The sequence below is a fragment of the Paraflavitalea sp. genome (assembly GCF_059502485.1).
Genome location: NZ_JCACET010000008.1, coordinates 1,977,976 through 1,998,507, shown reverse-complemented (window position 1 = coordinate 1,998,507; position 20,532 = coordinate 1,977,976). Strand labels below are relative to the sequence as shown.

Sequence of the window (20,532 nt, the reverse complement as noted above, 5' to 3'; positions counted from 1 at the left end):
GTCCCAAAAATGGAACGGCTTTCTGTATGAAGTATGTTACTTTATTTAATCTCTACGCTCAGCAGGCTATCATCTTCGATAAACCCTTCCAGTTCGTCGCCTACTACACACTCGCCTACGCCGGCAGGTGTTCCGGTGAACACGAGGTCTCCGATATTTACAGAGAAGTAGTTGGATATATAAGCCACTACCTTATCGAAGTTGTTGATCATCAGGTTAGAATTACCCTGTTGCACCAATTCTTTGTTTTTATATAAACAGAAATTGATGTCTTTTTTATTCTTCACGTTTTGCAGGGGAATCCATTTACCGATCACAGCTGAGTTATCCCAGGCTTTGGCTTTTTCCCAGGGAAGGCCTTTTTCTTTCAGTTCATTTTGGATATCACGCGCTGTGAAGTCGATGCCGACAGTTACGGCATCATAGTATTTACTGGCAAAGCGGTCTTGTATGTATTTACCATTTTTGGAAATACGCAACACCAATTCGCATTCGTAATGCAATTCGTTTGTAAACTCGGGATAATAAAATGGCGTATGTGCCTGTAGTAAAGCACTCTTGGGTTTCATAAAAATGACAGGTTCGTCAGGAACCTCGTTACCCAATTCTTTTGCGTGAGCCACATAATTACGGCCTACACAGAAAATTTTCATACTCAACAAAGGGTTTAACTGAGATAATTGTTTTCAAGTTTCATAGCCTGGAAAGGCAGGGGGTACAGGTTCACAGGAATATTAGATGCTGAAATATAATACCCGGATGGATACTATTGGCGAAAATAAAGATTGAAATTAACAAATCATAGTGGAAACTCCAATTTATTCGCCTCATTCATAGTCCTTTCGATACCAATAGTGACGAAGCTTTCAATGATTCCGACACATTTCTCCACCTTTTGTTGAACTATTGGTAATTCTATATTATCCCATCGTCCCAAAACAAAATCCACTTGTCTTCCTTTGGGAAAATTATTCCCAATTCCGAAACGTAAGCGTGGATATTTGTCTGTCAAGAGGGTCTCGCGAATACTTGTGAGACCATTATGACCAGCATCACTACCCGAAGGACGTAGACGTATCTTAGATAAAGTCAATGCCAGGTCATCAAGCACTACCAGTACATTCTCCAACTGGATCTTCTCTTTATCCATCCAATATTTCACTGCTTTACCACTAAGGTTCATATAGGTGGTCGGCTTGACAATTATCAATTGTTTGCCTTTCCACTTCACCTCAGCTATCTCTGCCAGCCTATCTACTCTAAAAAAGGTGCCATGTTTCCTGGCCAACGCATCGGCAACATCGAACCCGATATTATGACGGGTACCGGCGTAATCAGGTCCTATATTTCCCAGACCAACGATCAGGAACTTTGACATGGAAAAAGTAGTTAAAAAAAGGTGTACGACCTATACTCACAAAGTAGTATTCATACAATATCGGAAGGATAAAAAAAGCCCGGAAGGGATACCGGGCTTTGCTAATATAGATAATAAATCTAATTATTATTTCTTTGCAGCCGGTTTCGCAGCAGCAGCGGCGGCAGGTTTTGCAGCGGCAGCAGCAGCTGGTTTAGCAGCAGCAGGTGCAGCAGCTTCTTCCTGTTTCAGCTGACGTGTCATCACGATAGAAGCGATAGGAATACGAGGTGAGTTGAGGATCTCGTAGTTGTCCGCTACCACATCTTCTACACGGATGTTTGCGTTCAGCTCCAGGTTAGTAAGGTCTACTTCGATATTCTCCTTCAGGAACTTAGGAAGGGTCTTGATCTTCAGGGACTTGATCTTGGTGATCAGCTTACCACCAGCTTTTACACCGGCAGCAGAACCTGTGAACTTCAGCGGAATAGTAGCAACAACAGGTCTGTCTTCTACCAGTTCCAGGAAGTCGATGTGTGCCAAGGCATCAGTAACAGTGTCAAACTGAAGATCTTTCAGGATGCACTGGTAGCTTTTACCATCCACCTTAATGTCCGCCAATAAGAATTCTGGCGTATACACGAGCGATTTAAAAGCCAACACAGGAGCAGCAAAGTTGATCTCCTGTGAACCGCCGTAGATTACACCGGGTACCAGACCCTGAGAGCGGAGTTGGCGGGCGGCTTGTTTCCCGGTTCCGGTCCTCAGTTGGCCTTCGATTGTAATTGATTTCATTGTATTTGTATTAAAATTTTCTCTTGCTTAAACTTGTTCGATACTTAACAGCTTACAAACTTCTTCGCTGGCTGTGTATGAACAATCCTGTGATACTCCTGTTCTCGTAAGCATTGCGGATAGCTACTGCAAACAGCTCTGCTACACTTAACACTTTGAGCTTCGAGATCTTTTGTTTTAGTGGTATTGTATCACAAACCACCAGCTCTTCCAACACACTGTTCTCTATATTCGAATAGGCGTTGCCGCTTAATACCGGATGTGTACACAAGGCTCTTACGCTACGGGCTCCTTTGTCTTTCAACAACCCTGCTGATTTGGCGAGGGTGCCTCCTGTATCACAAATGTCATCGATCAGTACAACATCCCGGTCGGTAACATCCCCTATCACCACCATGCTCGCAATTTCGTTGGCCCGTTTACGGTGCTTATCGCAGATCACCATTTCGGCATTGAAATAACTGGCAATCTCCCGTATCCTATTGGCACTTCCCACGTCGGGGGCCGCAAAGGTAAGGTTTTCCAGTTGAAGTTGTTGTATGTAAGGAATAAATATGGCCGAGCTATCCAGGTGATCCACAGGGATGTCGAAGTACCCTTGTATCTGGGGTGCGTGTAAGTCCATGGTAATCACCCTGTCGGCGCCTGCTGCCACCAGCATATTGGCGATCATTTTGGAGCCGATAGCTACCCGGGGCTTGTCCTTCCGGTCCTGCCGAGCGTATCCATAATAAGGAATAACCGCTACCACTTTATAGGCAGAAGCACGGCGGGCCGCGTCGATCATCAGCAGCAGCTCCAGCAGGTTTTCGGCTGGCGCAAAGGTGCTTTGGATCAAGAAGACCATGTCTCCACGGATACTTTCCTGAAAAACAGGTTGTATTTCCCCGTCACTAAATTTTGAAATTGTAATTTTTCCTAATGTAATCCCGTATTTTCGGGCGATTTTTTCGGCCAGGTATTGTGATCCTGTACCGGAGAAGACCTTGACATTCGTTTGCATACCGCTTAAATGTGCGGCGAAGATATAACGAAGAACAGGGATTTAAGAACCCATAAAGAGGAAATATTTTCCCCGCCAATATGCTCAAAACCATATTCTGATGTAGCCAGACAAAATGTCGTCGGCCACATCAGAATATAGCGGTGAACAAGCCGGGGATACCAGGCCTGTCAGTCAAATTATAGGCGCCAGGAATTATTTGGTCACTGTCAACAAAACCTGCTTTCCTTTGGCCGGGGCCATTTTTTCGGTAGGTGCATCATTCTTACGCACGATCGAGGTTTTGGGATTGAAGACGTGGAAGATGGCCGAGCATATAAATATGGAGAAGAAAAGAGCCACGAAATACATGCCGACACAGAACAAGAACGGCTGATAGCCGCCGATTGCTAAAAAGGTTGTTTTCCGTTTCATGGGGATTCTGGATTAAAAGGTCTGTAAAGGATTGGATTTTCTTTAACAATAACGACAAACTGGTAATGCTTATTACACGTTGCCGGTACTATTCAACGCGAAAATTAACAGTTACCATTAATACATGCAAGCGAAAAATTACCCTATCAAAGACTGGGCAAAAGATGACCGGCCCCGTGAAAAACTACTTAGCAAAAACACGATGCACCTGAGCAATTCAGAACTGCTGGCCATTCTCCTGCACCACGGCGTCAAGGGAAAGTCGGCTATAGAGCTTGGCCAGGATATCATGAATTATGGAGGCAATAACCTGAACAGTCTTTTCAAGCTGACTATCAACGATTTGAAGTCAATCAAGGGAGTCGGTGATGCCAAAGCTGCTACTATCATGGCGGCCCTGGAGCTGGGGCGACGACGCAATGCAACGGAGTCGTTCGATAAGTCGATCGTAAACAATAGCCGGGAAGTGGCCGCTTATCTACGCACTTTACTGCGCGATCAGCCGGCCGAAGTTTTTGCCGTGCTGTACCTGAGCCAGTCCAACCGGATCAGGCACTTTCATATACTTAGTGAAGGTGGCATTACTGGCACCGTTGCCGATCCCCGGCTGATCGTCAAAAAGGCACTGGAGGTAAATGCGCTAAACCTTATTCTTTGCCATAACCATCCATCGGGCAATTTACAGCCCAGCCAGGCCGACCAGCTGCTCACGCATAAGATCAAAGATGCAGCCCGCCTATTCGACATAAGCGTGCTGGACCACATCATCGTAAGCGAGGAAGGGTACTACAGCTTTGCTGATGAAGGAAATTTGTGAGATTAAGCCTGTGCGGTAGGGCCACCGAAATTCATCGGCAGTTGCACTTCTTCCAGGTCCTGTATTTTACCATTGAGGGATTCGAAACGGGTCACGTTTTCTGTGAGCGCCTTCATGAAACGCTTGGCGTGCTGAGGTGTAAGGATAATGCGTGATTTCACTTTGCTCTTAGGTGTACCAGGCATTACGTTCACAAAATCTATTACAAACTCCGCGTGTGAATGTGTAATGATAGCGAGGTTGGCATACATACCTTCGGCTATTTCTTCACTGATCTCTATATTAAGCTGGTTCGGTTGCTGATTTCCATTATCCATTACCAATGTATTAGGCTGTAAAAGTAGGATAGTTTATTGGAAATCGACAACGGACAAAACAAATGCCCGGATGATGTCAACCGGGCATTTGTAGTATAACTTCTTATAGATATTAATCTTTATCCCACCATATTTTGCCATAGTTATCATCCGTTCCACCCAGCCGTTGTACGGCATCTTTGTAATTCACGCCATTGATAGAGCTTTCCTGTGTAGGATAACCCTGGCGGGTAGGTATACCGCGGGGATCGATGGCATCCACAGCAGCAACGAGCGTTGGGAAACCAGTTCTTCTCCAATCGGCCCATGATTCATAACCATTGAGGTACAGGTGAACCCATTTTTCTGTCATGATGGATTTGTAACCGTTAGCGGTTGTATAGGTTACGCCAGCCTGCCCCTTGTACGTATCGAAAGCAGCCTGGTTAAACACACCATAGAATCTCCAGGAAGCTTCGATGGCATTGTAGTAATGAGTTTCTGCCACTGCATCACCACCGGTAAGGTAACCTACCTTAGCACCTTCGGCCATGGCAAACAATACCTGCGCATAAGAGTAAATGGTAGCAGGTGATCCCTGAGCTCTGAAATAATCGCCAATGCGGCTATAAACAGCAGGAATGTTAATCGCCACGTTCTTGCCATAAGGCAATCCTACTATCGCACCTGCGGCTAACGATTCCGCATATACTTTTAACCGTGGATCGCTCTTAGGCGCCATGTAATCTGTCATCGTAGTGCTGATAGCAAAGTCATTACGGTTACTGACAGAATAGTTGTTGTACCAGGGATTATAGTTGTTAGGATCGCCGGCAATATATTTATACTTGATGTCTTCACCATTGGCGATAACTCCATCAGTAAGAGCCGCTTCAAATTCTGTTTTGCCTTTGGCGAAATCAATCTTGGTGAGGCGTAGCGCCATCATCAGGCGCGTGGTAGCTGCAAACTTTTTCCACATAGCCATATTGCCATTGAGCAGGATATCTCCTACTACCCCTTTCTCAGCTGGTTTGATCAACGCTGCTGCATCCTTCAACTCTTTGAACAGCGCTGTGTAAATATCCTGTTGCTTATCATAAGCAGGTGCGAAAGAGCCGGCGCCTTTCAGGGCCTCAGAAAAAGGAATATCACCCCATCGATCGGTCAACCACCAGAAGAAATATGCTTTCAGGATACGTGCTACTGCCAGTTGGTTGTCAGTGGCTCCGTTGATGTTTGGTGCAGCGAAAGTTCCCTTGGTGGCTTCGTCTGTATTGTATTCAACGATCTTTTGCAGATCGAAAAGAGGTCCGGTATAAAATGAAGCAAAATCGAAGTTACGTGCATTATAGAGTGAACCACCGGGATATGGCCCTTCGGACAAGTATTGTACGTAGAAGTTGCCGGTATTGTTACCAAAAGCAGTACCCGGAAGGTTTTGCAGCACGTTGGTCAACAATCCCCTTGTTGATGGTTGAGACAATACGGTGGGGGAAACGTTTGTGTCTTTGAACTTGTTGCAACCAGCCAATGCAGCTACTGTAACAAGTAATACAAATATTCTTTTCATACACTTTTCAATTAGTTGTTAGTAATCAGAGATTAGAAGCCTACACGCAGGTTTACACCAATCTGGCGGGTTTGGGAAAGCTGTCCACCTTCTCTCCAGAATACTTCCAGCTCAGAAGGATCGATACCGAATTCTTTAGCGTTGGCCCATATCAGCCAGGCGTTGCTCAGGATAACACCGAAATTGGCATTCTTAACAACTTTGAGGTGTTCGAGTACTTTTTTAGGTATGGAATAACCCAACCTTACTTCACGCAGTTTTACATAAGAAGCATCCAACACATAGAAATCTCCGGCTCCGCGAGACATCGCTGTGTAGAAGTAACCTCTTGCGCTGATGTACCGGTTATTGGGCTTTCCGTCGGCAAATACACCCGGGATGCGGATACCACCATTTCCGGTGTTACCGCCTGCCAGAGTGTAAGCGCCTGGAAAATCTCTCCAGTCATATCCTTTATCGTTCTTACCAACTGTTTCTTCCGACATACCGGTGCCGGTATTGAAGTTCCTTGTTTCAGAATAGAATAATCCGCCTTTCTGGAAATCTATCGAGAATGTAAGATCGAAGTTTTGGTAACGCAGAGCATTGAACATACCACCTGTCCATTTAGGCAATACCTGGCCGAGGTCCTGGTTGATCAGGTAATCAGGTTGTCCGGTGGAAAGGATGATAGGGTTACCCGAACCATCTGTTTTCCATTTACGGCCTACCATCATACCCCACTCTGCACCTACGCGGTGTTCGAGGCGGGTATCGTAACGGGCTGTACCATATACGTAAGTTTTACTTTCCTGGTAAAGTTGTTCCACTTTGTTGCTGGCCTTCGCCCAGTTGAGGCTCACTTCCCAGGAGAAGTCCTTGGTAGATACGGGTGAACCGGTGATGGACACTTCGATACCCTTGCTCACGATGCTACCCGCATTAACCTGTGCGGTAGAGAAACCGCTGGCAGTAGACACATCGAGGTTGATGATCTGATTGGTATTGTTGTTCCTGTAATAACCAACGTCAAGACCTAAGCGGTTATTGAGGAATTTAAGTTCGGCGCCCACTTCCCATGATTTGGTCAATGCTGGCTTTACATTACCAGAGCGGTACTGGTTGCCGATTGACATGGAAGGATTGCTTCCATACAAAGAGCCATTATTGATAGCCAATAATACCTGGTTGAATCCGAGGTCAGATCCTACCTGTGCCCAGGAAGCCCTAACCTTACCAAATGACAGTACATTGGTAATAGAAGAGTTCTTCATTATTTCTGTAAACACGAAGCTGGTGCTCACAGAAGGATAGAGATAGCTGTTGTTTACTTCCGGCAATGCAGAAGACCAGTCATTACGTAAAGTCGCATCCAGGAACAGGAAACCCTGATAACCGAGAGAAGCTTTTCCATAAACGCTGTTCACTCGTTTTTTTCTGTAATCGCGGGTCACTGTAGGACGGGCGATAGAAGCGCTGATATCGAAATAATTGGGGGCAGACAAACCACCTTCAGTAGACATATTCAGCTGGCTGAAATATTCGTTACGAACGTTGCCACCCACAAAGCCATCCAATGTAAAGTCATTGAAACGGAAGCGATAGTTCAGGTTCGTTTCGTAGTTCATTTCACGGAAGATACGCTGGTCGGTTTTGTAGTAGTCGAGCTGCAAACCACCTGTAGCCATACGCTGATCATTTTCCTGGTTGTTGTAGCTCATGCGCACGTATGATTGCAGGTTGAAATGACTACCGAGTTTTACGTTTAAGCCTACGTTACCTACCAGCCTGTTGATCAAACCGGTAGCAAAATTCTCGTTTACAACAAACCAGGGGTTATCCCAGTATTGTGGTTTACCATAAACAGCGAGATCAGAACTACCGTTAGGATCACCAATATTCCAGGAGTTGAGGCTTCCATCGGGTTGGCGATACTGTTTCATTTTATCCATATCCAACTGGCGCTGGAACCACTGGTTGAAGTTTTGGGTAATGTTCAAGCCTGTGAGATCGTACCCTTCAGCCGGTTTACCTTTTGTTCTTGAAGTGGTATAGATGATATCGGTTGAAATAGTAAGGGCTTTACCGATATCGAAGGCGCCGTTTACACCGAGCTGATGCTGGTCTCTTTTTGCATTGGGAAGCACCAGTGAACGGTTTTGGTTGCCATAGGTGAATTTGAAATTATAGTTATCTGCTCCGCTGGTAAAAGCTACCGAGTTGTTGTAATTAAATCCTGTGCGGAAGAAATCTTTAACGTTGTTGGGCTGAGGCGTTAACGCTGACAGTTTTCCGAATTCATCTCCGGGATACCAGCTATAATAAGGACGATACATACGTCCATCCATTTTAGGTCCCCAGCTTTCATCGGCGCCATACTCGATGATGGTTTGTCCATTGAAAGCAGCCCAGGAGGCGGGGTGTCTTGAAGCATTATATTTGAACAGATAGTTACCGGCAGCATCGTACGTAGTTCCGGGTGTAGCAGCATTGGAAGTATAACCACCTGCGTATTCATTCTGATAAGGAGGCAGCAGAGAAATAGTTTCTGCTGTTACGCCAAGGTTCACATCTACCCCACTTGTTTTTCTGCGCGAGCCTTTTTTAGAAGTGATCAGTACTACCCCATTGGCAGCACGCTGACCATAAATTGCTGTGGCCGATGGTCCCTTCAATACGGACACATTCTCTACGTTATCCATGATGATGCTTTCCTGGTCGGTGATGGTACCATCCAATACAAAGATGGGAGCAACAGGACCGAGGCCCGTAACACCGCGGATCAAAACGCTGGCATTATCGAAGGTAGAGCTGGGTGAACCCACTAACGTTACACCTGCTACTTTACCTGCCAGTGCAGAACTAAGGTCAACAGATTTAGCTACTGTAAGGTTCTCACCCTTTACTTCCTGCACGGAATAGCCAAGGGCTTTCTTTTCTTTCCTTACACCAAAGGCAGCTACTACTACTTCTTCGAGCACACCTGTCTTTTCTACTTTAATGGCCAGTACATTTCCTCCACCTACAGTGTACTCCAACGACTTTACGCCAACAGCACTAACAACCAATACATCGCCTGCGGCTGCATTGATCTTGAAGTTGCCGTTCTCGTCGGAAGTAACACCTACTTTGGAAGATTTGACTACGATCGATGCGAATGGAATGGGAGCTCCTGAAGCATCTGTGACCTGGCCGGAGAGGGCCTTCGTTTGCGACAATACGGGTATGGTGAAACATACCAGCACTGCGAGCAGTGATAGAATTTTTCTCATGTGACTTGTTAGTTTATAGTTTGAACAATTTAAAAGTAGGGAAATTTTGTTCCTTTTAAAAAAAATTTAACATTTATTATTTGCACATATGTATGAACTGTACGAAACGCTGTGTCTTCTGCATACACCAATATTTTTTCCGGATCAATTGCTACATATCCCTGCAAAAAACAGCAACTACATAATGGTTTTCACGCCGATAAGGTGAAAGCAAAACGCTCCAGCCAGGGGGCCGGAGCGTTTGTTATTAAGTATATATTGATCGTTTACTAACGGGCTCTAACGAACTTCCATTCTTCATCGACCTTTGTTCGTATATGCGGCGGATCAACAATTGTGTTAGGCTGCTTCATAAAATATTTGATCTTCACTGTTTTGGTGGCCTCATCATAAGCATTGACTCCTGACGGATCGAGCTCAGCCGACCTTGTATTACCAGCTGGCTGTCCATAGTAGTTAACCACCTTAGTAATCTTATCGGTAGCAGGATCGAAGGTCACCACCAGGCCAAAGCTGCCGTAAATTGACCAGCCGGTACCGGTCCAAATCGGGATAGCAACGTCACCTGAATAGGTATAATCCACCACCACGCATTCTGTAGCGCTCATCGTTTCCAGCCCATACTCCACCTCTACACCATATCCTCCGGGATCATCATAAATGCCAACGAGAGCAGGGTTTGCCGCATCTGACAGCGTACCGTGTGCTACGTATACGCCATCCCATTTGTTTTTGATACTGATCAATACGATAATATCTTTCTTATCAGTTAAAACCGGTTTGCCCCCTGCGTCGGTGATCGTAAAGCCCAATGCATACTTTTTAGACAAGTTCCATTTGGAGCCATTCAGCTTAATAGTGAACTCTTTTGCAAACTGACTGGCTGTCATATTCATCTCGTAAATGCTGCCCACTTTAGGATTTCCCGGATCGAGTGTATATAAGCTATCCGGCAGCACTTCAAAGTCTGAACCGTTCTGAGCATTGTAATTGGCGATAAGTGTTGTATTGGGTTGCAGTTTTACCGCCAATGGTTTGTTGAGTTCTGCATCTGAATTGGCATCCTTACGCAAGCTAAAAAGGTGCAATGTTCTTACTTCCGTAAATGGTTCAAAGAAGAATTTAGCTTCAGGCGCCTCCAGCAACTTCACATAGGTATTACCTTGTGTGGTGGTGTCGGTTACCTCATCTTTTACGCACGCCGTAAAAAGCATCAAGGCCACCCCTGCCATTAATGTATATTTTATTATTGTAGATCTCATATAAATCAGTTTTAAGGTTGTTAGCCGGTTATTGGTCCCACCATACTTTTGAATCCTGTGTATCTCCTCCCTGCAATCTTGCCACTGCTGCTTCTACTGCTGCTTTGTTGGTTCCATATTCAGCAGGTGGATATACATATCGCGTAACTATCTGCTTGGAAGTATTGGTAGCATCGGGAGCAGGCGTCAATACAGGGAATCCTGTTCTTCTCCACTCGGACCAACCTTGTATACCATCGGGATAGGTGGCGAGGTACCGTTGTGTAGCTATCTGTTTTAAGTTGCCACCTGTTCCTGGTGCAGCTGTGAATGCTACGTTGGTTTGCGTGAAATAGCTGGCGGCTGGCGCGCTAAGGCCCCATTGTTCAAAAGATGCTTTAATACCATCCTGGAACAAGGTCGTTGCATTCTCGGTTGTCCATCCGCGATCTGCTGCTTCAGCACGGGCCAACAATACTTGTGCTGCATTCACCATTACTGCGTCATCATCTTCCTGCCTGAGATCTCCACGCAATACCCGCGCCCAGGTCGGGTTAGCACCAGTGAATGCTTCAGCACTGGCTCTCTTCAAACCATAGGGCACGCCTGTTACAGACGGCTGATTCCAATCGGGATTGCTGGTACTCAGGTCTTCGGTTTTACCACCAAATGCGTTGGCGCGGTTATCGCCCAGTGAGCCTAACAGATCGGTCATTGTTTTACTTTCGGCAAAATCTTTCCGGCCATCATACAATCCCCACCAGGGACTTTTGAAGTTTCCGCCGGGATAGTTCACCACCCAGTTGTCTGCATTGGTACTAATGATACCACCAGCCGCACCCAGCGCTGCTTTAAACTCCGTAGCAGCCAATCCACTGGCAGCCGGATATTTGTTCGACATCCGCAAAGCGATCAACAGGCGTAGCGTATTAGCTACCTGTTTCCACTTGTTGACGTTACCGCCATTGATGATATCGCCGGTAATACCTCCACTGTTGTTGAGTTGAGCAGCGGCTTCGGCCAGCTCTTTCAATACACCTTTGTAGATATCTTCCTGTGTATCGTATTTAGGCGTTGGATTTCCCTGCAGCGCTTCTGAATAAGGCACATCACCCCAGCGGTCGGTAATGGTCCAGAATATATAAGCTTTCAATATCCGGGATATCGCTGTCATGTTGCCGTTCACTTTCAGCTTGATCAGGTTTTCCAGATCATAAAGGGCGCCGGAATATTCGCCCGTAAATGCCAACTGCGGCAAGCTATACAGCGAAACATCTGTATACTGCGTTTCTGAAAAATACTGGCAGTACAATCCGCCACGGGTTTGAGTGGCATAGCCGGCCAGGCCAGCTTGCACATTGGTCAATAACGCTCCGGGGATGGGATCATTAGTGGCCCCGGGGTTTACATTGGCATCTCCAAAGTCTTCCAGCTTATTACAGCTTGTTGCTACAAGCAGCGATAAGCATACTATGGCTGTATATATTTTCTTGTTCATGTTTGTTCATTTGTTGTGGTTATCCAATTAGAATCCTATGCGCAAATTGAACCCGAAGCTTCTTGATCCGGGCAGGTTGCCTGATTCTCCAGAGAGATCACTGATCTCTGACGGATCGAAGTCACTGGTATTTGCATAGATCAGAACCGGGTTTCTTGCCACGAGCGAGAAAGTGGCCCTGTTCATAAATTTGTCCCATCCCAACTTTTTCAGCGGGAGGTTGTACCCGATCGATAACTCACGAAGTTTTACAAAGGTGAGATCATAGATAAATTCATCCATGGTCTTGTTATTGAACAGGCCATGATAATATTCCTGGGCATCTACATATTTTACAATGTCTTTTCCATCAGCATCTACTCCATCTACGCGCACGCCACCACCAAGCGCTACTGCATCACGCACCGGAAACCCTTTGTCGTTCACAGCAGCAGTACGGGCTGTCAGACCAGAGTAAGAACCCCACATGTCGGACAAAGAGAAGAACTTACCGCCTGATTGGTAATCGATATTGATGTTGACATTGAAGTTTTTGAAGATGATGAAGTTGTTCTGTATACCGCCGGTGTATTTGGGCAACACGCTTCCGAAGTGAACGTTTGGATCGTTTACATAAAAGCCCTCTGCGGTAAGAACAGGCTTTCCATTAATTCTTTTGATACCGTTTCCAAACAGTTGACCCCATTGCAATCCTTCTTCATGTACCAGTACGGGAGCTGTAGTGTTCCACAATCCTTCCAGTGGTGGAAGCCGTGTAAGCCCATCGGCGATCTTCACGACTTTGTTTTCGATCAGATAAGCATAAGTAGCATTGATCTCCCATTGGAGGTTTTCCCACCATATCGGGCGGGCATTGAATTGGAGATCAAGCCCTTTCTTGGTAATCTTACCCGTATTGATCAGCTTGGAAGTAAATCCACTGGCGCCGTTGATGCTAACAGCCAGGGGCATATCTTTTTCGGTACCATCCCAGTAAGTGGCAGAGATACCGATCCTGTTGTTCAGGAAGCGCAGATCGAGGCCGATCTCCCGTTGTGTTTTAACAGCACCATGAATAGCCGAATCAACCAACTGATCGGGTGTACCCATCAGGAAGTTGCCATTCCATTGATACTGACCTACGCCATAAGCAAATCCGGGATACAGGTAGGCGCCAAATGAGGTAGAGGAGGTTCCCAACGCTTTGGGTATCTCTCCCCAGGAGGCGCGCACTTTACCATAGCTTAACCAAGGGAGTTTAACCAGATCACTAAATACAAGGGCAGCTCCAAATGATTTTGACAACACATTATTGTCAGCTACTGGTAGTGTGGAGAACCAGTCGTTGCGCAGCGTGAAATCGAAAAACACGAAATTCTTGTACCCAACATCGCCCTTAGCCAACAGTGCACGGTATTTTTCCAAGGTGCGGCCATTACCTATGGTAGGCTGATCTTTGGAATTGGAGATTGCATAATAGTTAGGTACGTTCAGGCCATTGACAGTAGCGGCGGAGTTACTTTTCAACAATGACTTAAACAAGTCAGCTCCAGCATTCAGGTTGAATGCAAAGTCCCTGATTTTCTTAGAGTAGGAAGCCAGGAATTCGATGTTCTGCCTGTTGGAATAACTTTCTCCGGTACCATAGTATCCTTTACACTGCGCACAGTTACCAGTTGTTTGTGTACCACTGGTTACCAGGTCGGAAGAGAATTTATCTTCATTCCAGATCGTATTTTGTTGTTTGCGATAGGTAGCCTTTATACGCAGGTCGTTATTGATCCTGTAAGTCAATGATACATCACCGAACAAACGATCCCTGTTTTCGATTGGCTTTACCAGGTCGAACCAGGTATAGAAGTTGTACCAATAGTTACCTGCATAAAAAGCATTGGGCTTTGCAGGATCGAAAGAGCTGGGGTCCTGGTGGTTCCAGCTTGCAAAAACCCCATCGGCAGCTTTGAGTCCTCTTAATTCCTTCATGATACCCATATCCAGGTTTCTGTGAAACCACTGGTTGAAAGAACCGGTTGTTTGATTGGAGTAATCATCATTGAACTCACCATTCCTGGTCTGGCTAAAATAGTTGATGTTGGCGCCTAAAGTAAGGTGAGAGTTCAGGTCAATGGTACCACTCACGTTCAACGTATGTTTTTTAAGTGAGGTGGTAGGCAGCAGACCTTTCACATCTACGTTACCATAAGATACCCTAAGATTCATATTATCAGTGGCCTTGCTGAAGGAGATAGAATTATTTAGAACGTGACCTGTGTTGAAAAAGTCTTTTGCATTATCAGGCTGCGGTGTGAGCCTCGCAGTTTTATAAGCATACTTGGAGTCGCCATACCAGGCATACCAGGGAATATATTCCTGGCCTACCATACGTGGGCCCCAGCTGGCATCGTCGGAATAGTTGTGATAATACTTTCCGTCGAGTGCTTTCCATGCTTCGGGATGACCGGCTTCCCAGGTATACAACTTCAGATCAGATGTATTACCACCTGCATAAGTGTTCTGATAATTAGGCAGGTTATACACTTTTTCGATCTGTCCACCGAGGTTTACATCAACCCCGATGCCGCGCGCATTTTTTCTTCCCTTCTTGAGGGTAATTACAATGGCGCCGTTATGTCCCTGAGGACCAAACTGTGCTGCAGCTGCAGGGCCTTGCAGCACGTCAACACTTTCAACATCATCCATGTTGATGTCGTTGATACTCGGCAGGATGGTACCATCTACGATGTAGATAATTCCTTCATCTCCACCGAGTCCTGAAGCACCCCTTAAACGAATGCTACCAGGATCGCCCAGCTTACCGGCCGATTGGCCGCGGAATTGTATGCCCGATACTTTTCCGGCGAGGGCACTGTTCAGGTTTGTCTGGCGAATGGTGTTCAGCTGTTCGCTGGTGACTACCTGCGCGTTGTAGGAGGTACTTCGCGCTGTTCTTTTTGTGTTGTAAGCACCTGTAACAACCACCTCTGCCAGTGCGTTGTTCCCTTTTGCCAGCGTGATGTTCACCACATTGCTGGTGCCTACTGTAACTTCTTTGGTAGTAAGACTTTGTGCAGAGATTACTAAAACGTCTCCAGGTTTGACTTTTGCTGTGAAGGTGCCGCTGGCATCGGAGACGAAGGCGACCTTTGTGTCCTTAATTAGAATAGTAGCAAATGGGATTGGTTCTCCCGCTTCATCGGTTACCTTACCGGTAACAGTTTTGGTTTGCGCATATGCCAATACCGATAGCAGTACCAGCACTGCGAGCAGTGATAGAAATTTTCTCATGTGACTGTAATTTAGATGTGACCTAACGTAAATATATGAACTTTCTAATAGCCCAAAAAAATGTTAAAATAGGATCGGAAGGAATATTGGTAGACAAACGGAAAATTTAAAGTGCTGCAATGTTTTTCACGAAAACTTTATCGTATTGATTCTCACTGTTTACTACCGTTATGAACAACTGTTTTACGTATATGGTCTACCGTTTCCAAATCCTGTACAACATATTTTATATTAAATAGCTGGTGTTATGCATGAAAAAAAGCCGGCTGTAGAGAACTACACCGGCTATTACAGTCACAAGAAATAAAAAAAATCGTTGCGATCGGGGTTATTGATCAACCCAGGTCTTGGTAGTCAACTCGTCAGCACCCTGACGGCCGATTACGACGTTATAATTTTCTGAATTGAGATCTCTTTCAGTAGTTGGATATGCTTGTCTACGAGGGATTTGTCCACCGGAAACAGGTGCAGCGCCTGGTGCTGGAGTCAGGACAGGGAAACCTGTTCTTCTCCATTCTGCCCATGATTCGTATCCGTTGCCCAGGTAGCTGGCGATCCATTTTTGTGTTTGGATAAGCTCCACTGCATTGGCTGCATTATATGCTACTGCTGGTTGAGCCACATAAGCAGCGTAACCAGCACCTACGCCAAATTGTTCCAATGATGCTTTGATACCTGCGAGGTAGTAAGTAGCAGCTGCTGCTTCACCACCCGCAATCCATCCAAGGTGTGCACCTTCTGCCAGTGAAAACTGTATTTGTGCAAAAGTAGTTACACCAGCTGAACTGTTTTGCTGACGAAAAGCTGAACCAATGAGAGAGATGTTGCCAGGATTGCCGATAGTACCAGCTGAATATCCTACAGGAGAAGTAAGACCGTAAGGCATACCTACATAAGTTCCTGCAGCAGTTTTATCAGCAAATACGGGCAGGCGTGGATCGCTCACTGCAGCGAGTTTATCAACCAGTGTTTTACTGATAGCATAATCGTACCGCTTAGCCACTGCATAGTTGTTGTACCAGGGGTTCTGGTTGTTGGCATCGCTCAGGTAATTATACTTGATGGTGTGCGCATTGTCTTCCAGCACGCCATCGTTGAATGCTGCGGCAAACTCTGTTTTACCGGTAGCAGCATCTGCTTTAGATAAACGCAGCGCAATGGTCAGGCGTATGGAAGCAGCCCATTGTTTCCACCAGTCCATATCTCCGCCGAGGAGGATGTCGCCGGCAGGACCAGCGCCGCCATCGATACCTGATGCTGCTTGTTTCAGTTCTGTAAACAACGCTTTGTATACATCCTGCTGTTTGTCGAATGCAGGCGTGATGTCTTCCAGTTTTTTCAGCGCTGCTGAATAAGGAATATCACCCCAACGGTCGGCCATTTGCATGAATATGAATGCTTTCAGAATTCTTGCAGCGGCTATCTGGTTGGCATTGGAACCACCAGCTACTACATACGGTTTGCTTTTGGTCTCGGCATTGGTATTCAGATCGATGATGGTTTGCAGGTCATTCAGCGGACCATTGTATAAAGCATTGTAATCAAAGATCCGGCTGGAGTAGCGGGATGCATTGGTATAGAATACTTCAGACAGTTGCTGTACGTACAACAGAGGATCAGCAGCCGTCACTGCCCCAATGCCTGAACTCAATCCAGAACGCATCGCATTGGTGAGCAATAAGGTAGTATTAGGATCCGATGGATTGTTCGGGTCCACGTTCAGATCGCCAAAATCGCTTGGCTTCGAGCAGGATACCACTACTGTGGCAGCCAGCAAACCGGTGGTTATATATTTAACAATGTTTCGTTTCATGATTCTCTTTTTTAATGGTTAGAACTGCAGCTTCAGGTTAAATCCAATTGAACGAGTACCAGGCAACTGTCCGCCTTCATACCAGGGAGTTTGCAGTTGAGAAGGATCGAGCCCTTTCACGCTGCTGTAGATCAACCATGGGTTTTGTGCGATCACAGAGAATGAAGCGTTTTGAATAGGCAGTTTTTGGTACCAGCGCTTGGGCAGGTTGTAACCAAGTTTTACTTCACGGAGTTTAATGAAGGTAGCATCATACACCCACTGCTCCCATACGGAGAACAATACTGATTCGTAGTACTCTTTCGCGTCGAGGTAAACATCGTTGGCTTTACCGTCTGACTCACGTACACCATCTACGCGTACACCACCACCATTGGCTACAGGGTCACGCTTTGGATTGCCTTTATCGTTGTTACCCACTGTTTCCTGTGACAGACCAGAGCCTGCATTGAACATGCGGGTAATTGACATCAGCTTACCACCTTTCTGGAAGTCGATAGCCACTCCGAGGGTAAATCCTTTGTAGGTAAACTCGTTGAATACACCACCGGTATAATCAGGCAGGATAGAACCCAGTTCTTTGTTCTGCTCGATCACAGGATAGCCGTCGTCGTCAACCAGGATCTTTCCTTCAGCGTTGCGTTTGTAACCATCGCCGATCAGGATACCATAAGATTCTCCCACACGGGCATTAACTGAAATAGAAGGAGAACCTACGAATCCGAAAGAAGCACCAAGACCGGAAGGGTTAACCACCAGGTTCTTACTGTCTTCGTACAGCTTCTTCACCTCGTTGCGGTTAACACCAAGGTTGATGTCGATATCCCAGGTGAAGTCTTTCGTCTTCACTGGTGTACCACCCAGGTTGATCTCAAAGCCATGGTTGGCAATGTTACCAGCGTTTACCAACGCCGCACTGTAACCAGTTGTGCTGGGGATCGTGAGGCTGATAATTTGGTCTTTAGATTCGCGGGTGTAGTAGTTGAAGTCCAACCTGATCCTGTTGCGGAGGAAACGCAGCTCAGTACCTACTTCATAAGAAGTAGAAAGTGTTGGTTTCAACACGCTGTTGGGATAAGTGTTAGGAACAGTCAATGTGGGGTACGTGCTGTAAGGAGTTCCTACTGTATAAGTCTGGTAAATATTGTAGGGATCGATGTCGGAACCTACGCGGGCAACAGAAGCCCTGATCTTACCAAAGCTCAGGATATCATTCTGCGGGATCACTTCTGTGAATACGAATGAAGAAGACACACCACCATACAGGTAAGAGTTATTGCCTTTGGGCAATGCTGAAGACCAGTCGTTACGTACGTTCAGATCCAGGAACAACATGTTCTTCCAGCCGAGTGAAGTATAGCCGTATAAGCTTCTTACTTCTTTACGTGTTTCTGTACTGTTGGTAGTAGGCCTGTCTTTTGAAGCAGCAATGTTGTAGTAACCAGGAATGGTCAATCCACCAGCTGTTGCTTCGTTTACGTAGTTGCTGTAGTTGGTTCTTTTCTCAGCGTAAGCACCTGCACGGAATGACAGATCGCCAAACTCATTATCATACTCTACGCTTCCTACGAAGTTCAACTCACGCGTGTTGTTGGTGTAAGTTCTGTAAGCGTCGAGGTTGAGGGTACCTGATGCAACTTTGCTGTTGAAATTCTGGTTGTATACGTCGGCCCTTGCCAATACACCAGCTTTCAGGTGGGAATTGAATTGATAAGTACCACCGATCGTTCCATATACACGCTGACGCTTATTGTTCGAAGTATTCTCATATACTTCCGTATATGGGTTGTCCCAGTATTTGGGGCTCACGTCACGAGGTCCGTTGATATTCCATGAAGTGTAAGTACCATCTGACCTTTTGTATCTTTTCAGTTTGTCGATCTCGAGGTCGCGGTGCCACCACTGGTTGAATGAACCGGAAGTTTGTGTTCCATAACCTTCTGTTGGTACATTGTACAGGTATTCGTACACATAGTTCAGGTTGGTGTTGAGGCTGAACTGCTTGGTGAGGTTGATGGTATTGTTGATAGACAGCCAATTCTTGGTTTGGCGGCTGTTGGGGCTGATACCTGATCTTACGAGGTTGGTATAAGAAACCCTTGTATTAGAATTGTCGGTAACTTTTGAGAAAGCTACGTTGGTATTGTACGCTACACCTGTATTGTAGAAGTCACGCACGTTGTTGGGCTGAGCTACAAATGGTTTTTGTTTAGCGTAGTCAGGATCTTCCGGATCCCAGGCATACCATGGTGCATAAAGTGAACCATCCATGCGAGGGCCCCAGCTTTCATCACCGAAATAATCATAGTACTTAGCGCCGTCCATAGCAGCCAATGCAGGAGCATCTGTTGCGGGGTTGTACTTGAAAGTGTACCAGTCCTGTGTATATCCGCCACCGTATTCGTTTTGATATTCAGGCAGGGTAGCTACTCTTTCGAAAGTAGTGCTCTGGTTAAACTCCAGCCCTATTCCAGATCCGCGCTTTGCTTTTTTGGTAGTGATCACGATCACACCTTCAGAACCACGCTGACCGTACAACGCCGTAGCAGCAGGTCCTTTGAGTACTGATACTGATTCTACATCATCCATGTTTACATCACGTCCATCGGTAGGAATGCCGTTCACTACATACAGCGGGTTACCTGTTCCGAGTGTGTTTACGCCACGGATACGAACAGTTGATGTACCAAACTTGGCGCCGGAGCCACCCAGCACCTGTACACCTGCCACCCTACCCGCGAGTGCGGTATTAAGGTCGGTTTGTTTGGTTTGCATCAGTTTGTCGCCCTGAATTTCCTGAACGGCAACGCCTACCGCTCTCTTTGATTTGGAAACGCCGAGGGCCGTAACCACTACTTCCTGCATGGCCGTATTGGCCTGTAATTCAACATTCACTGTGCCTCCTGAACTAACAGTTGACTCGGTAGTTGAATAGCCGGTAGCACTGATCACTAATACGGCTCCCTGTTGGGCGGTGATTGAAAAGTTTCCGTTAGCATCGGCAGCAGATCCAGTATTGGTGCCTTTGATTTTGATAGTAGCGAAAGGAATGGGGTCTCCCTTGCTATCTTTTACCTGGCCGGTCACTGTGCGGGATTGACCATAGGCCATAACAGCGCATGTTACCAGCGCCGCTAGCAGCGATAGAATCTTTCTCATGTGTACTTTTAAATGATAAATAAATGTGACTACGAACCCAGAAGGAGTAAT

At 46.1% G+C, this 20,532-nt stretch carries 14 protein-coding genes; 1 reads left to right on the top strand and 13 read right to left on the bottom strand.

All coding sequences use genetic code 11. The features are described 5' to 3' along the window. Nucleotides 1-41 precede the first annotated feature (41 nt). The 5 genes from AC5JBY_RS10760 to AC5JBY_RS10740 all read right to left on the bottom strand — a co-directional run bounded on the left by AC5JBY_RS10760 (nucleotide 42) and on the right by AC5JBY_RS10740 (nucleotide 3,569). Nucleotides 42-653, bottom strand: a complete 612-nt coding sequence (locus AC5JBY_RS10760; RefSeq protein ID WP_495904586.1) for a fumarylacetoacetate hydrolase family protein — start codon at nucleotides 651-653, stop codon at nucleotides 42-44. 146 nt (nucleotides 654-799) lie between these two features. Continuing rightward, nucleotides 800-1,378: an aminoacyl-tRNA hydrolase gene (pth, locus tag AC5JBY_RS10755; protein ID WP_495904585.1), complete on the bottom strand. Its 579-nt coding sequence runs from the start codon at nucleotides 1,376-1,378 to the stop codon at nucleotides 800-802. 126 nt (nucleotides 1,379-1,504) lie between these two features. Further along, nucleotides 1,505-2,152, bottom strand: a complete 648-nt coding sequence (locus tag AC5JBY_RS10750) for a 50S ribosomal protein L25 (protein WP_495904584.1) — start codon at nucleotides 2,150-2,152, stop codon at nucleotides 1,505-1,507. A 52-nt stretch (nucleotides 2,153-2,204) separates the two neighbouring features. Then, entirely contained in the window at nucleotides 2,205-3,155 is a 951-nt protein-coding gene (locus AC5JBY_RS10745) for a ribose-phosphate pyrophosphokinase (protein WP_495904583.1), read from the bottom strand. 195 nt (nucleotides 3,156-3,350) lie between these two features. Then, on the bottom strand, nucleotides 3,351-3,569 hold the full coding sequence (locus tag AC5JBY_RS10740; RefSeq protein WP_495904582.1) for a hypothetical protein: 219 nt from the start codon (nucleotides 3,567-3,569) through the stop codon (nucleotides 3,351-3,353). Nucleotides 3,570-3,693: 124 nt separating this feature from the next. Here AC5JBY_RS10740 and radC point away from each other — a divergent pair, with 124 nt between their 5' ends. After that, complete coding sequence (gene radC / locus AC5JBY_RS10735) at nucleotides 3,694-4,386, top strand: RadC family protein (RefSeq protein WP_495904581.1); 693 nt, start codon at nucleotides 3,694-3,696, stop codon at nucleotides 4,384-4,386. A gap of 2 nt (nucleotides 4,387-4,388) precedes the next feature. On the opposite strand, the gene AC5JBY_RS10730 is transcribed toward radC, so the two are convergent. The 8 genes from AC5JBY_RS10730 to AC5JBY_RS10695 form a co-directional block, all read right to left on the bottom strand. Further along, the gene (locus AC5JBY_RS10730) at nucleotides 4,389-4,703 is read right to left on the bottom strand and encodes a DUF3467 domain-containing protein (protein WP_495904580.1); all 315 of its coding nucleotides are present in this window, start codon (nucleotides 4,701-4,703) and stop codon (nucleotides 4,389-4,391) included. A 112-nt stretch (nucleotides 4,704-4,815) separates the two neighbouring features. Then, on the bottom strand, nucleotides 4,816-6,255 hold the full coding sequence (locus tag AC5JBY_RS10725; protein ID WP_495904579.1) for a SusD/RagB family nutrient-binding outer membrane lipoprotein: 1,440 nt from the start codon (nucleotides 6,253-6,255) through the stop codon (nucleotides 4,816-4,818). A gap of 32 nt (nucleotides 6,256-6,287) precedes the next feature. Next, nucleotides 6,288-9,506 carry a SusC/RagA family TonB-linked outer membrane protein gene (locus AC5JBY_RS10720; protein ID WP_495904578.1) on the bottom strand — a complete coding sequence of 1,073 codons (3,219 nt, stop codon included), beginning with the start codon at nucleotides 9,504-9,506 and terminating at the stop codon, nucleotides 6,288-6,290. Nucleotides 9,507-9,775: 269 nt separating this feature from the next. Further along, on the bottom strand, nucleotides 9,776-10,768 hold the full coding sequence (locus AC5JBY_RS10715) for a DUF1735 domain-containing protein (RefSeq protein WP_495904577.1): 993 nt from the start codon (nucleotides 10,766-10,768) through the stop codon (nucleotides 9,776-9,778). 28 nt (nucleotides 10,769-10,796) lie between these two features. Beyond that, nucleotides 10,797-12,245, bottom strand: coding sequence for a SusD/RagB family nutrient-binding outer membrane lipoprotein (locus AC5JBY_RS10710; RefSeq protein WP_495904576.1), 1,449 nt, complete (start codon nucleotides 12,243-12,245; stop codon nucleotides 10,797-10,799). Nucleotides 12,246-12,272: 27 nt separating this feature from the next. Next, nucleotides 12,273-15,509: a SusC/RagA family TonB-linked outer membrane protein gene (locus tag AC5JBY_RS10705; protein WP_495904575.1), complete on the bottom strand. Its 3,237-nt coding sequence runs from the start codon at nucleotides 15,507-15,509 to the stop codon at nucleotides 12,273-12,275. Between the two features lie 328 nt (nucleotides 15,510-15,837). Beyond that, nucleotides 15,838-17,322 carry a SusD/RagB family nutrient-binding outer membrane lipoprotein gene (locus tag AC5JBY_RS10700; protein ID WP_495904574.1) on the bottom strand — a complete coding sequence of 495 codons (1,485 nt, stop codon included), beginning with the start codon at nucleotides 17,320-17,322 and terminating at the stop codon, nucleotides 15,838-15,840. 18 nt (nucleotides 17,323-17,340) lie between these two features. Further along, on the bottom strand, nucleotides 17,341-20,481 hold the full coding sequence (locus AC5JBY_RS10695; RefSeq protein ID WP_495904573.1) for a SusC/RagA family TonB-linked outer membrane protein: 3,141 nt from the start codon (nucleotides 20,479-20,481) through the stop codon (nucleotides 17,341-17,343). Between the last annotated feature and the right edge of the window lie 51 nt (nucleotides 20,482-20,532).

What these genes read in the sequence shown, in the direction of transcription:
- AC5JBY_RS10760 (WP_495904586.1), bottom strand. Translation starts at nt 653, where the DNA reads ATGAAAATTTTCTGTGTAGGCCGTAATTATGTGGCTCACGCAAAAGAA.
- pth (WP_495904585.1), bottom strand. Translation starts at nt 1,378, where the DNA reads ATGTCAAAGTTCCTGATCGTTGGTCTGGGAAATATAGGACCTGATTAC.
- AC5JBY_RS10750 (WP_495904584.1), bottom strand. Translation starts at nt 2,152, where the DNA reads ATGAAATCAATTACAATCGAAGGCCAACTGAGGACCGGAACCGGGAAA.
- AC5JBY_RS10745 (WP_495904583.1), bottom strand. Translation starts at nt 3,155, where the DNA reads ATGCAAACGAATGTCAAGGTCTTCTCCGGTACAGGATCACAATACCTG.
- AC5JBY_RS10740 (WP_495904582.1), bottom strand. Translation starts at nt 3,569, where the DNA reads ATGAAACGGAAAACAACCTTTTTAGCAATCGGCGGCTATCAGCCGTTC.
- radC (WP_495904581.1), top strand. Translation starts at nt 3,694, where the DNA reads ATGCAAGCGAAAAATTACCCTATCAAAGACTGGGCAAAAGATGACCGG.
- AC5JBY_RS10730 (WP_495904580.1), bottom strand. Translation starts at nt 4,703, where the DNA reads ATGGATAATGGAAATCAGCAACCGAACCAGCTTAATATAGAGATCAGT.
- AC5JBY_RS10725 (WP_495904579.1), bottom strand. Translation starts at nt 6,255, where the DNA reads ATGAAAAGAATATTTGTATTACTTGTTACAGTAGCTGCATTGGCTGGT.
- AC5JBY_RS10720 (WP_495904578.1), bottom strand. Translation starts at nt 9,506, where the DNA reads ATGAGAAAAATTCTATCACTGCTCGCAGTGCTGGTATGTTTCACCATA.
- AC5JBY_RS10715 (WP_495904577.1), bottom strand. Translation starts at nt 10,768, where the DNA reads ATGAGATCTACAATAATAAAATATACATTAATGGCAGGGGTGGCCTTG.
- AC5JBY_RS10710 (WP_495904576.1), bottom strand. Translation starts at nt 12,245, where the DNA reads ATGAACAAGAAAATATATACAGCCATAGTATGCTTATCGCTGCTTGTA.
- AC5JBY_RS10705 (WP_495904575.1), bottom strand. Translation starts at nt 15,509, where the DNA reads ATGAGAAAATTTCTATCACTGCTCGCAGTGCTGGTACTGCTATCGGTA.
- AC5JBY_RS10700 (WP_495904574.1), bottom strand. Translation starts at nt 17,322, where the DNA reads ATGAAACGAAACATTGTTAAATATATAACCACCGGTTTGCTGGCTGCC.
- AC5JBY_RS10695 (WP_495904573.1), bottom strand. Translation starts at nt 20,481, where the DNA reads ATGAGAAAGATTCTATCGCTGCTAGCGGCGCTGGTAACATGCGCTGTT.